This window comes from Flavobacterium agri, from assembly GCF_013401995.1.
Classification (GTDB): domain Bacteria; phylum Bacteroidota; class Bacteroidia; order Flavobacteriales; family Flavobacteriaceae; genus Flavobacterium; species Flavobacterium agri.
In genome coordinates this window covers 795,903-809,209 of sequence record NZ_JACBJI010000001.1, presented here as the reverse complement: position 1 = coordinate 809,209, position 13,307 = coordinate 795,903, and the positions used below count along the sequence as shown (strand labels likewise).

Annotated in this window: 11 protein-coding genes; 5 read left to right on the top strand and 6 right to left on the bottom strand. The window is 46.8% G+C overall.

From position 1 onward, the window contains the following. Positions 1-233 precede the first annotated feature (233 nt). On the bottom strand, positions 234-956 hold the full coding sequence (locus tag HZF10_RS03820) for a YebC/PmpR family DNA-binding transcriptional regulator (RefSeq protein WP_176004849.1): 723 nt from the start codon (positions 954-956) through the stop codon (positions 234-236). Between the two features lie 200 nt (positions 957-1,156). Beyond that, positions 1,157-2,239 carry a glycine cleavage system aminomethyltransferase GcvT gene (gene gcvT / locus HZF10_RS03815; RefSeq protein WP_176004848.1) on the bottom strand — a complete coding sequence of 361 codons (1,083 nt, stop codon included), beginning with the start codon at positions 2,237-2,239 and terminating at the stop codon, positions 1,157-1,159. Between the two features lie 161 nt (positions 2,240-2,400). Between gcvT and HZF10_RS03810 the strand changes: the two genes are divergently transcribed. Continuing rightward, positions 2,401-3,261: an NAD(P)H-hydrate dehydratase gene (locus tag HZF10_RS03810; RefSeq protein ID WP_176004847.1), complete on the top strand. Its 861-nt coding sequence runs from the start codon at positions 2,401-2,403 to the stop codon at positions 3,259-3,261. On the opposite strand, the gene HZF10_RS03805 is transcribed toward HZF10_RS03810, so the two are convergent. The 4 genes from HZF10_RS03805 to thrA all read right to left on the bottom strand — a co-directional run bounded on the left by HZF10_RS03805 (position 3,233) and on the right by thrA (position 8,627). Continuing rightward, positions 3,233-3,847: a class I SAM-dependent DNA methyltransferase gene (locus tag HZF10_RS03805; RefSeq protein WP_176004846.1), complete on the bottom strand. Its 615-nt coding sequence runs from the start codon at positions 3,845-3,847 to the stop codon at positions 3,233-3,235. The genes HZF10_RS03810 and HZF10_RS03805 overlap by 29 nt on opposite strands. After that, positions 3,844-5,142 (bottom strand): threonine synthase, encoded by a 1,299-nt coding sequence (gene thrC / locus HZF10_RS03800; protein ID WP_176004845.1) that lies wholly within the window; start codon positions 5,140-5,142, stop codon positions 3,844-3,846. The genes HZF10_RS03805 and thrC overlap by 4 nt, the downstream gene beginning before the upstream one ends. Position 5,143: 1 nt before the next feature. Next, positions 5,144-6,073 carry a homoserine kinase gene (locus tag HZF10_RS03795; RefSeq protein ID WP_176004844.1) on the bottom strand — a complete coding sequence of 310 codons (930 nt, stop codon included), beginning with the start codon at positions 6,071-6,073 and terminating at the stop codon, positions 5,144-5,146. Positions 6,074-6,179: 106 nt separating this feature from the next. Further along, positions 6,180-8,627 (bottom strand): bifunctional aspartate kinase/homoserine dehydrogenase I, encoded by a 2,448-nt coding sequence (gene thrA, locus HZF10_RS03790; protein ID WP_176004843.1) that lies wholly within the window; start codon positions 8,625-8,627, stop codon positions 6,180-6,182. A 385-nt stretch (positions 8,628-9,012) separates the two neighbouring features. On the opposite strand from thrA, the gene hutH reads away from it, so the two are divergent. From hutH to HZF10_RS03770, 4 genes are all read left to right on the top strand, one after another. Beyond that, positions 9,013-10,518, top strand: coding sequence for a histidine ammonia-lyase (hutH, locus tag HZF10_RS03785; protein ID WP_176004842.1), 1,506 nt, complete (start codon positions 9,013-9,015; stop codon positions 10,516-10,518). Between the two features lie 162 nt (positions 10,519-10,680). Next, positions 10,681-11,556, top strand: coding sequence for a carbon-nitrogen hydrolase (locus HZF10_RS03780; protein ID WP_176004841.1), 876 nt, complete (start codon positions 10,681-10,683; stop codon positions 11,554-11,556). Between the two features lie 91 nt (positions 11,557-11,647). After that, positions 11,648-12,709 (top strand): agmatine deiminase family protein, encoded by a 1,062-nt coding sequence (locus HZF10_RS03775; RefSeq protein WP_176004840.1) that lies wholly within the window; start codon positions 11,648-11,650, stop codon positions 12,707-12,709. A gap of 121 nt (positions 12,710-12,830) precedes the next feature. Next, entirely contained in the window at positions 12,831-13,073 is a 243-nt protein-coding gene (locus HZF10_RS03770) for a hypothetical protein (RefSeq protein ID WP_176004839.1), read from the top strand. Positions 13,074-13,307: the final 234 nt, after the last annotated feature.

Below are 13,307 nucleotides of genomic sequence, written 5' to 3'. Positions count from 1 at the left end.
GACGCAGATTTCCACAGATTTTCTCTGATTTTTAAGTGATAAGGTGAAGTGTTTTTTTGACTGTGGATTTCAGAATTTCATTTAATTCTTCTGAAAACCAGTATGCACCGAGTCGTTTTCCGATTCGTGTTTCAAAAGAAATTTGTAAAATCTGTAAAATCTGGGGAAATCTGAGTTACAAAAAAAGAGCTTCAAAACTGAAGCCCTTTTCTAAATTATTGTATGGAACTGAATTACTCAGCGCTTTCTTCCATCGTATGGTACACGTTCATCACGTCGTCGTCTTCCTCAATTTTCTCAAGCAATTTTTCGACGTCTGCTACTTGTTCAGGAGTCAATCCAGGTTTTGTGACCTGCGGGATTCTTTCGAATCCGGACGACAAGATTTCGATGCCACGGTTTTCAAGTTCTTTCTGGATTGAACCGAAGCTTCCGAAAGGCGCATAAATCAAAATTCCGTCCTCGTCTTCAAAAACCTCTTCAGCTCCGAAATCGATCAATTCCAATTCCAATTCCTCGGGATCGAGATTTCCTTTTGCGATGCGGAAATTACAAGTGTGATCGAACATGAATTCAACCGAACCTTGAGTTCCCAAAGTTCCGTTGCATTTGTTGAAATAGCTGCGGATGTTGGCAACGGTTCTATTGTTGTTGTCGGTAGCGGTTTCGATCAGGATCGCGATACCGTGAGGCGCATAACCTTCGAACAAAACTTCTTTATAGTTCGCCGTGTCTTTGTCGGTCGCTTTTTTGATGGCGCGCTCGACGTTTTCTTTCGGCATGTTCGCCGATTTGGCGTTCTGCATTACGGCACGCAAACGGGCATTGGCTTCCGGATTCGGTCCGCCTTCTTTCACCGCCATGACGATGTCTTTGCCGATTCTTGTGAACGCTTTGGCCATCGCTGCCCAACGTTTCATTTTTCTTCCTTTGCGGAATTCAAACGCTCTTCCCATTTCTATTTAAACTTCTAAGTTCGTTAATCGTTGTTCGTTATTCCTTGTTCTTTAGACGCAAGACTAAAAATCACGAAGGTTTTTATTTCTGTGCGCAAAAATAAGGCTTTCAACAGATTTTCAAAATTTGTAAAGCCACGAATATCACTAATTCCCACAAATATGTATTCTTAATATTCGTGTCATTAGTGGCCAAAAAGTCAAGCCTTGTAAAACGGCAGTTTCACAACTTTCGCTGCCACGTCGTTTTTACGGATGCGGATAAAGATTTCAGAATCCAAACCAGCGAATTCCGTCGTCACGTAACCAAGGCCGATTCCTTTGTTCAATGACGGTGCTTGTGTTCCTGAAGTCACGTTCCCGATTATGTTTCCGTCTTTGTCTACGATTTCATAACCTTGTCTCGGCACGCCGCGCTCGATCAGTTCAAATCCGACGAGTTTTCTCGAAACGCCTGCTTCCTTCTGTTTTTTAAGGTTTTCGGAATTCGTGAAATCCTTCGTGAATTTCGTGATCCAGCCCAAACCGGCTTCAAGAGGCGAAGTCGTGTCGTCTATGTCGTTTCCGTAAAGGCAGAATCCCATTTCAAGACGCAGCGTATCGCGGGCGGCCAATCCGATAGGTTTGATATCCCACGCTTTCCCGGCTTCGAAAACCTTGTTCCAGATCGCTTCGGCTTGTTCGTTTTTGCAATAGATTTCAAATCCGCCTGAACCTGTGTAGCCCGTAGCCGAAATGATCACATCGTCGAATCCGGCAAAATTCCCGACTTCGAAGTGGTAATATTTGATTTCGGACAAATTCGTCGAAGTCAAGGATTGCATGGCTTCCGCCGCTTTCGGGCCTTGGATGGCGAGCAGCGAATAATTTTCCGAAGCATTCGTCATTTTCACGCCCAAATCATTGTGTTTCGAAATCCAATCCCAGTCCTTGTCGATGTTCGAGGCGTTCACGACCAAAAGATATTTCTCGTCGTTGAACTTGTACACGATCAAATCGTCTACGATACCGCCGTCGTTATTAGGTAAGCATGAATATTGGGCGCGTCCGTCGGTCAACACAGAAGCGTCGTTAGAGGTCACTTTTTGGATCAAAGCCAGAGCATTCGGACCTTCCAAAAAGAATTCGCCCATGTGCGACACGTCGAAAACACCGACGCCTTTACGCACGGTTTCGTGTTCTGCATTCACGCCTTCGTACGTGATCGGCATGTTGTAACCCGCAAAAGGAAGGATTTTCGCCCCAAGTTGTTCGTGAATGTGCGTCAGCGCCGTATTTTTCATTATTCGTAGTGTTTAGGTTTAGCGGCGCTAAAATAGTCAAAAATGAGGAATTGCCGAACGCGATAATTAGCGGATTGACGAATTTTTGATGCTGTCGACATCGTCCGCCGTAACTAGGTCGTGATTCGCCTTAAAATGGCAAATAATCCCTAACTTTAAACATGAAGACGACGCGACTGACGAAATCCCACATCCAAAAAATCTACAGACCTGCCAATCCGAAAACACATAAAGGCACGCAGGGTCACGCGTTGCTTATCGGTGGAAGTTATGGTAAAATGGGGTCGATCACATTGTCTGTAAAAGCGGCTTTGCATTCGGGTGCCGGACTGGTTACGGCCTTCATCCCCGAATGTGGCTATCAAATCTTGCAGACCGTGGTTCCCGAAGCAATGGTCATTACCGATATGGGACACAAACATCTGTCCAACATCCAATACGAGATCGAGCCAAATGCTATCGGAATCGGACCGGGAATCGGGCAGGAGCAAGGTGTGCAGCATGCTTTCCATGAATTTTTGAGACGTGTACGAAAACCTTTGGTCGTCGATGCCGACGGTCTCAACATCCTTTCCCAAAAAAAGGACTGGATTTCACTTTTGCCCAAAAATACAATCTTGACGCCTCATCCCAAAGAATTGTCGCGGCTTATCGGTGAATTTGCATCGGAAGAAGACAGTAAGGAAAACGCGATCCGATTCGCCAGGCAGCATAAGCTCATTTTGGTTTTGAAAGGCGCACCTACGTTCATCACCGATGGCAATTCGCTTTTTCAAAATACGACCGGAAACGCCGCTTTGGCGACGGGAGGAACCGGAGATGTGCTCACCGGCATAATCACGGCCTTGCTGGCTCAAGGATATGAAGCTCTGGATGCCGCGAAATTAGGCGTATACCTGCATGGTTTGACCGCCGATCTGGCATTGCCCGAAACAGGAACGGAATATTTCGTGGCTTCCGATGTGATACGGTATTTAGGAAAAGCGTTCCTGTCTATCGCGAAATCGCCGCCACGAAAATAAGATGGGTCGATTCGGCGTAGGCTTTTCGGAAGACGTGTTTGGTTTCGAAACCGTTTCGGGAAAGCATTTTTTCCAAATCGGCTTCAGAATATAAATATACCATCGTGCTGCTTTTCCCGTCGCTCGAATGCTGCCAGCCTGACTGGGAATATTCGCCTTCGATCACCGACAAATAAAGCGATCCGTCGTTATTGGAAATCTTCGAAACGTTTTGGATGAATGTTTCAAGTTCTTCACTCGAAAAATACGGCGCGACAAATCCACATACGATTGCGTCGTAACGGTCATTCAAGTCAAGTATTCGACGTGCGTCCAATAATCTGCAGGTTGCTTTTGGATTATTGGCTTGCGCCAGTTCGATCATGTTGGGTGCAAAATCGGTGGCGAGAAGATTAAGGTCGGGACGTTTTTCGAGAAGATAACGCGTGATGTTTCCCGGCCCGCAACCGACTTCGAGCACATGCGCATTTGGTTTCAGGTTACTCAAAAAAGCATCGTACGAATCGTCGTATAAATCCAGATACATAAATTTATGCTGATACTTCAATGCATTGTCATTGAATATTTCAAGTGCGCTTTTCTTCATTTTTTATTTAATAGTAGCGTTTTCAATTCTTCATAAGACGAAATGTTTGAAAACACTTTCTGTTTATCTATAATCGATGAGATTTGATCGGGAATTTGCGGTGTAAAATCCAAGACATCTTCCACGACGTCGATGAATTTTACAGGATGGGCGGTTTCAAGCAAAACACCTATAGACTCGGGGTGTTTTTCAAGTTCTTTTTTCAATCCCAGATAAGCGACTGCGCCGTGCGGTTCCAATACATAACCCGAATTTCCATAAACACTTTTCATGGCTTGGCGGGTTTCTGCATCCGAAAACGCATAAGACGAGAATTCCTTTTCGAATGTCGCCTTGTCGTCTCCATACAATTCGCGTATCCGGATAAAATTGCTCGGATTTCCCACATCCATCGCATTCGACAATGTCTGTACCGACGCTTTCGGTTCGTATTTCCAATTCTCAAGGAATCTCGGTACGGTGTCGTTGGCGTTCGTCGCGGCTACAAAACGCGAAATCGGTAATCCCAACTTTTTAGCGAGAATGCCTGCGCAAATGTTGCCGAAATTGCCGCTCGGGCACGAAACCACCATCGGTTTCCTGCTTTTCTTGAGTTGTTTGTAGGCGAAGAAGAAATAGAACATTTGCGGTAACCAACGTGCGATGTTGATCGAATTGGCCGATGTCAGGTTCAAATGTTGCAGATCTTTATCGAGGAAGGCTTGTTTAACCATATCCTGACAGTCGTCGAAAACACCGTCCACGCGCAAAGCCGTAATGTTTTGGCCCAGCGTCGTAAGTTGGCGTTCCTGTATGTCGCTGACTTTTCCGTTCGGATACAAAATCACGACATCCACGCCTGGAACGCCAAGAAATCCGCTTGCGACGGCGCCACCCGTATCGCCCGAAGTCGCGACGAGCACGGTGTTCCTTGCGTGTGTGCGCTCTCTGTTGAAATAGCCGAGGCAGCGCGCCATGAACCTCGCCCCGACGTCCTTGAAAGCCATTGTCGGCCCATGGAAAAGCTCGAGCGAATACACGTCCTTTTCGATTTCGATGATCGGAAAATCGAACGAAAGCGTTTCATTTATGATATTTTTGAGTTCGTGTTCGGGAATTTCGTCTCCAACGAATTGACGGATCGCCTCAAACGCGATTTGGTAGTCCGATAAGGTTTCGATCGAATCGAAGAAGTCGGAATCCAAAGGCGCAATGATTTCAGGAAAATACAAACCTTTATCGGGCGCCAAACCTTGAATGACGGCTTCGCGAAAACCGATTTTAGGAGAATAGTGGTGTAAACTGAAGTATCGCATGCTATTTTTTATCAAGGATTTTAATGCCTTCCGGATTGATTCCCGATATATGGATCTCGTATGGCAATTTCATGTCGTCGTATACCTGGCTCATGGCCGATGCTGCGTTTTGAGCCGTTTCAAAACCGCGACTGAGTGCAAATACAGAAGGTCCGCTTCCCGAAATTCCGGAACCCAAAGCGCCTTGCGTCTGGCACGCGATTTTCAATCGGTCGAAACCGGGAATCAAAAGGCCGCGTATGGGTTCGACGATCTTATCCTGGAGCGAGCGTCCGATAAGGCCGTAATCTCTCGTGTATAATCCGGCAACGAAACCGCCCACGTTTCCCCATTGGGTAATGGCGTTTTGCAACGTGATGTGTTGTTTCAATACCGATCGGGCGTCGGCCGTCCTTAACTCGATTTGTGGATGGATCACAGTCGCGAATAATTCCTCGGGCGCTTCGATTTTGATGATGTCCAGCGGATCGTAGCTTCTCACGAGCGTGATCCCGCCTAGCAAAGCAGGCGCGACATTGTCTGCATGTGCGCTTCCCGATGCCAGTTTTTCGCCTTGCATCGCAAATCTTACGAGGTCTTTGTTTTCATACGGCCTGCCGAGCAATTCGTTGATCGCGAAAACCGAGCCTGCCGCGCTGGCTGCCGAACTTCCTATCCCGCTTCCGGCTTTTATGTTTTTGGTGATCTCGATTTCGAACCCGTAGTCGGTATCCCATTCATGAAGTAGGGCCAAAGCTGCGACGCCCGAAACGTTTTTTTCGGTTTCCAATGGCAAATCGGCACCTTCGATTTTGGTGATCCGGATGGTTTTTTCGTCGATTTTCCTAACCGTCATTTCATCTCCGACATTATCAAGGCAAAGTCCGAGTACGTCGAAACCGCACGAAAGGTTCGCGATTGTAGCGGGGGAGAATATTTTGATGTAATCCATAGTTTTGGTTTTTTGGAACACAGATAGCGCAGATAACCTGATTTCTGTTGATTTTGTTTGGTTTTGTCTGTGTCAATCTGCGGAAATCAGCGTTTTCAGCGTTCCTTTAATTATTGCTGGCACGTATCACGTCTGCAAAAATCCCACTCGCCGTAACCGCCGCACCAGCACCTGCGCCACGAATCAGAAGCGGTTGGTCCGAATAGCGGTCCGTGAAAAACAAAACGATGTTGTCCTTTCCTTCGAGGTTATAGAACGGATGGTCTTTCGGGATGAATTGCAATCCTACCGCCGCTTTCCCGTTTTCGAACTGTGCGACGTATTTGAGTCGGCAATCCTGCGATTTCGCTTGGTCATAAAGGTCGTCAAAATGTTTGGCATGGGTGAGGAGCGACACGAAAAAATCGGGCACGGATTGGGTATCGAGACATTCTTTCGGAAGGAACGATTTGTTCTCGATATCGTGCATTTCCATCTCGTAACCGCTTTCGCGGATCAGGATCAGGATTTTGCGCGCCACATCGACGCCACTTAAATCAATTTTCGGGTCGGGTTCCGTAAAACCTTGAATACCTGCTTCTTTTACGACGTCGTGAAAACTTGAATTTCCATCGAAATTATTGAAAATAAAGTTGAGGCTTCCCGACAACACCGCCTGTATCTTGTTGACTTTATCCCCGGAAGCGACCATGTTCTTGAGTGTATCGATTATCGGCAATCCGGCTCCGACATTGGTCTCGAAAAGGAAAGGCGCGCCGTATTTCCGGCTCGTATTCTTGAGGTCGACATAATTTTCATAAACCGATGAACACGCGATCTTATTACAGGTTACCACCGCAATGCTGTCCTCGAGATATTGATGATAACTGTCGGAAACATGCTGATTCGTGGTAATGTCAACGAAAATGCTGTTGCGCAGGTTGAGCGTTTTCACGTTTTGTACAAAGCGGCCGATGTCGGCATTTTCACCGCTTTCGAGTTGCTGTTTCCAGTCCTTGAGCGAGAGACCTTCTTCGTCGAATATCATTTTTTTCGAATTCGACAAAGCGATCACGCGCAGGTTGATTTTGAGGTTGTCCCTGAGGAATTTTTTCTGTTGATGGATCTGGTCCAGGAATTTCTCGCCTACATTACCCACGCCCATCACGAAGAGGTTGATCTGTTTGGTATTGTCCTCAAAAAAGCGTTCGTGCAACGTGTTGAGCGCTTTTTTAACGTCGCGTTCGTTAATGACTACCGAGATGTTTCTTTCCGAAGCGCCTTGTGCGATAGCCCTGATGTTGACGTTGTTCTTTCCCAAAGTGCTGAACATTTTTCCGCTCAAACCTTGATGGTTTTTCATGTTTTCGCCCACTAGTGCTACGATGCACAATCCTTTCTCAACGATACACGGCTCAATTCGGTGACGTGAGATCTCGGTTTCGAATGCGTTGTCGATCGCTTTTTGTGCCTTTTCCGAGTCGCTGTCGAGAATCCCGATGCAAATCGAATGTTCCGAAGACGCCTGGGTGATGAAGATGACGTTGATGCCTTTATCCGATAAAACTTCGAACAGACGTTTCGACGAGCCCGCGACACCGATCATGCCCGAACCTTCAAGCGTGACAAGGGAAATTCCTTCGATATGACTGATGCCTTTTATGGGATTTTGAGATTTCTCCGGATTCGCCGAAATCAATGTGCCATATACATTGGGTTCGAACGTGTTCTTGATAAAAATTGGGATGTTCTTGTCAAGTGCGGGCTGGATCGTCGGCGGATACAGCACTTTGGCCCCGAAATGCGACAATTCCATAGCTTCCTGGTACGAAATGGACGCGATCGGTTGTGCTTGCCTCACGATTTTCGGATTTGCGGTAAACATGCCGTTCACGTCGGTCCAGATTTCGAGTTTATCGGCGTTGAGGCCAGAGGCGAGAATGGCGGCCGTATAATCAGATCCGCCGCGTCCGAGCGTGGTATTGTCGCCGTTTTCGGACGAACCGATGAATCCGGGAAGCACGATTACGTGTGCATCGGTCGAAGCGAAATATTCCTTGATCAACACATTTGTCTTTGCAAAATCCACATTGGCCTTTCCGAAATTGTCGTCGGTGCGGATAAGTTCGCGACTGTCTTTGTAAGTACTTTTCGCAACCGATTGCTTTAAGGTTTCGGCCACGATGCACGAAGAAAGCAATTCCCCGAAACCGATTATGGTATCCGAAGTCCGCGCCGAGCGCTCGCCCAAAAGGAAACAACCGTCAAGCAAGGTTTCAAGATGGTTGACGATGCGTTTTACATGGCTCAAAAGCGCGCTTTGTTGTTGGATCGGCAGTAATTCTTTAATGGCGTCGAAGTGTTTTTTCTCGATTTCGGAAAGCAATTCGCGATAGGATTCGTCTTTTGCCGCGGCTTTTAACGAAGCGGAAAGCAACAGGTCGGTAACGCCGCTGAAAGCCGAAATGACCACGGCCAGTTTGTCTTCTTTGCTTTTATCGGCCACGATTTGGCATACCTGTGTTATGTTGTTGGCGTTGGCGACCGAAGTCCCGCCGAATTTCAATACGTTCATGATGAAAATGTTAAGGGAAAAGGATAGTCACTCCTTAAAAAAGGAGCCTAAAAGGGCTGATATGTGCAAAGATTAACCCCGAAGGGTTGTGGTTGTGCCAACTGTAGTCGCAACCCATGAGGCCGTGATCGAAGAAGTGTATGTGAATTTTGTCGGCATGTGTCAAAAATACGGATTTTTCCTTTCGGATATAAGTTGTGTAAATTTTTAAAGAATCATGAATTGATTTTAAGAATTGTTTCGATAATAAATTAACTATTGGTTCGAAAAGATGATTTTTTATCGATATGCAAATTTTCGACTCAGATCGTCTTGAAAAGTTTCGACGAAATCGCTTGCGTATCTTTAGGTCATTGTGGAATTTTGGAATCCAAACAATCTTAAAATGGAAACCCACCATTACATCAGCACCGATATCCTGAACCTGGATACACTTTCAGAAATCATTTCTTCCGATAAAAAACTCGAGCTTTCAGAAGAGGCCGTGGTCAACATCCGCAAATGCCGCGAATATCTCGACAACAAGATGGATTCCCAAACCGATCCTATTTACGGGATCAATACCGGTTTCGGATCGCTTTACAACATCAAGATCGATACCGCTGATTTGTCGAAACTGCAGGAAAACCTCGTCAAGTCGCACGCTTGCGGAACCGGCGAAGAAGTGCCTCAGGACATCGTCAAACTGATGCTTTTGCTCAAAATCCAATCGTTGAGCTATGGCAATTCGGGCGTTCAGGTTGAAACCGTCGAGCGCCTTGTCGATTTTTACAACGAAAACATATTGCCGGTCGTCTATAACCAAGGCTCGCTTGGTGCGTCCGGGGATTTGGCTCCTCTCGCGCATTTGTCGTTGCCGTTGATCGGAGAAGGCGAGGTGTGGTACAACGGAAAAAAGGAACAGGCAGCCGACGTGCTCAAGCATTTCAATTGGCAGCCGATCGCCTTGAAGTCGAAAGAAGGTCTCGCGCTGTTGAACGGCACGCAGTTCATGCTGGCTTACGGTGCGCACGTGCTCATCAAGGCGAACAAGCTCTCTTATTTGTCCGATTTGATCGGTACGATTTCACTCGAGGCTTTCGACGGGCGCAAAGAACCGTTCAACGAACTCATCCACGCCGTACGTCCGCACAAAGGCCAGATCGTGACGGCAGCGCGCATCAGCGTTTTCCTCGAAGGAAGCGAAATCATAAAACAACAGAAAAAGCACGTCCAAGATCCATATTCGTTCCGATGCATGCCACAGGTTCACGGCGCTTCGAAAGACGCGATCGAGTACGTACACAAGGTTTTCAAGACCGAAATCAACTCTGTGACCGATAATCCGAACATTTTCATCGATGCCGACCAGATCATCTCGGGCGGGAATTTCCATGGCCAGCCGCTTGCTTTGGCTTTGGATTTCCTTGCGATCGCATTGGCGGAACTAGGCAATATTTCAGAAAGAAGAACCTATCAGCTCATATCGGGACTTCGCGGATTGCCTGCGTTTTTGGTCGACAATCCGGGGCTTAATTCCGGATTCATGATTCCTCAGTACACGGCTGCGAGTATCGTGAGCCAGAACAAACAGCTTGCGAATCCGGCGAGTACGGACAGCATCGTTTCCTCGAACGGACAGGAAGATCATGTAAGTATGGGCTCGAACGCCGCAACGAAAGTGCTCAGAGTCGTAGACAACCTCGAATCGATTTTAGCGATCGAACTCATGAACGCCGCACAGGCCTTGGATTTCAGGCGTCCGCTCAAATCGAGCGAGTTCATCGAGACGTTCATAAAGGCATATCGCGAAGAAGTTCCGCACGTCAACGAAGACCGTATCCTGCATTACGACATAGAGAAAACGAAGGTGTTTTTGAGGAGTTTCGGGATTGCGGAGGAATTGTTGTAAAGGATTCACAGATTTACAGATTATCAGATTGTCAGAAAATCTAAATCTTATAATCTGTAAATCTGATAATCAGACAATCTACCTTATCAATCATAAAATTATCTAATCGATTCCATCGACTAATTTTCTAATGATTAATTTTGCAGCCTAAAAACAAAAACTATGTCTAAAGTCCAGATAGGTTTGGTGCAAATGTCGTGTGAAGCTGACAAACAAGCCAACTTGAATAAAGCCATACGCGAAATCCGTGTCGCCGCCCAAAAAGGCGCGCAGATCGTGTGTTTGCAGGAATTGTTCACGTCGCTTTACTTTTGCGATGTAGAAGATTACGAGAATTTCAAACTGGCTGAAGCGATTCCGGGTCCGAGCACTTCGGCTTTGCAGGAAATTGCCAAAGAACTTGGTGTGGTGATCATCGCATCGCTGTTCGAAAAAAGGGCAGAAGGCTTGTATCACAATACGACAGCGGTCATCGACGCCGACGGTTCGTATCTCGGCAAATACCGCAAAATGCACATTCCCGACGATCCGGCCTATTACGAGAAATTCTATTTCACGCCGGGCGATCTTGGCTATAAAGTGTTCAAGACCAAATTCGCGACGATTGGTATCCTGATTTGTTGGGACCAATGGTATCCCGAAGCGAGCCGCATCACAGCACTTATGGGAGCCGAAATCATGTTCTATCCGACGGCGATCGGATGGGCGACCGACCAGGACGAAGAAACTAACAAAGATCAATACAATGCCTGGCAGACGATCCAGCGTTCGCATGCCGTGGCAAACGGCGTTCCTGTAGTAAGCGTGAACCGCGTCGGTTTCGAGCAGGAAGGCGCGATGAAATTCTGGGGCGGAAGCTTCGTGACCAACGCACAGGGCAAACTGCTCTACCTCGGCTCTCATGAAGAGGAAGAAACGGTTGTAGTTGAAATCGACAAATCCCAATCGGATTTCTTCAGGATGCACTGGCCATTTTTGCGCGACCGACGCATCGACAGCTATCAGCCGATTACGAGAAGATTCATCGACGAAGATTAAAATTAGTTAGCCACGAATGACACGAATAGCACAAATACAAATGGATTAGTGAAATTCGTGTCATTCGTGGCTAAACATTCAAGCACAAACCATGACTCCCAAACAACTAGGCTTCCATTTTCCCGCAGAATTCGAAAAACAAACCGCGCTCTGGCTGTCTTGGCCGCATAAAGAAGCGTCTTGGCCGGGCAAAATCCATACGATCTACAACCCGTATTCGGAGTTTATTTTGAGAGTAGCTTCGCACCAGAAAGTCTGCATCAATGTAAGCGGTGAGCAAATGCGCGAGTTTGCGTTGTTGAGCCTTTACAATTCGGATTACGCGAAATCGGTGAGCAATCTCGAAAGTTTGTTGGACAACGTGAAATTCTATTTCCATCCGACGAACGACGCGTGGTGCCGCGATCACGGACCGGCGTTTTTGGTGAATAGGGAAACGCGTGAGAAAGCGATAGTCGATTGGGGTTACAATGCGTGGGGCGGAAAATATCCGCCGTATGATCTGGATGACGTGATTCCGACCGAAATCGGGAAAGCGCTCGGACTTCCGGTTTTCAATCCGGGAATCGTCATGGAAGGCGGAAGCGTCGAGTTCAACGGAAAAGGCACGCTTTTGACCACGACGGCCTGTCTGCTCAACAAAAACCGCAATCCGCACTTGAACCAAAAACAGATCGAACAGTATCTAGTCGATTTTTACGGTGTGGACAATATTCTCTGGATAGGCGACGGGATTATCGGCGACGATACAGATGGCCATATTGACGATATCACGCGCTTTACCGACGAGGAAACTGTCGTGACGGTGATCGAGGAAAACAAATCGGACGAGAATTACGAAATCCTTCAGGAAAACCTCAAAACCCTGAAAGCACTTAGACTGGAAACGGGCAAGCAATTGAACATTGTTGAGTTGCCGATGCCGAAACCGGTGATTTACGACGACCAGATCCTTCCGGCGTCGTATGCGAACTTTTATATTTCGAACGAGAACGTAATCGTACCGACTTTCCGTGATGCGAACGACGATAAAGCGTTGTCGATCCTGCAGGATTGTTTCAAGACGAGAAAAGTAATCGGAATCGATTCGACCGACATCATTTGGGGATTGGGCAGTTTTCATTGTTTGAGCCAGCAAGAACCGGCGGTTTAATCTTTGAGCGTGGTTCCGCATCACGTCCGAAAAATTAACGTCATCTTATGTCAAGGTTGTGCTAAACGTCTTCGGTTCCGGTTTTGGGATGCGTATCTTGTATGGATAACACGCAACTAGTATGGAAAACAACCGAAACGATTGGCGACATCGGGAAGATGGACGCGATCACAGCAACGAAAACGACAATAAAGAAGAATATCTCGGTGCCGACAAAGATGTATCGGGAAACGATATTGTCGAGGAAGGGCGCGAGGAAAGGCGTTTTCACCAAGGCCACGGCAACAGGAAATACGAATCGAATTCGAATCATTCCTCGGCCGATGACCAGCCGACTACGAATACCGGTCCGGGAAATATGTAAAATCATTAAGAGCTTTCGGGCTCTTTTTTTGACTTCGGAATTAAATTTTTATTAGGGTTTTACTTTCAAAAGCTGCCAAATTTCTGCAAACGTTGTCTTAAATTGCTCAAAGGCAAGGAGTTTCGTCGTACTTTTATGGAACAATTTGACTAGGTAATATGGAAACTAATCACACCAATTACCCGTCCGATCGGGATGATCAGGACGCCGGTTACCAAAATCCGGAAAACCATG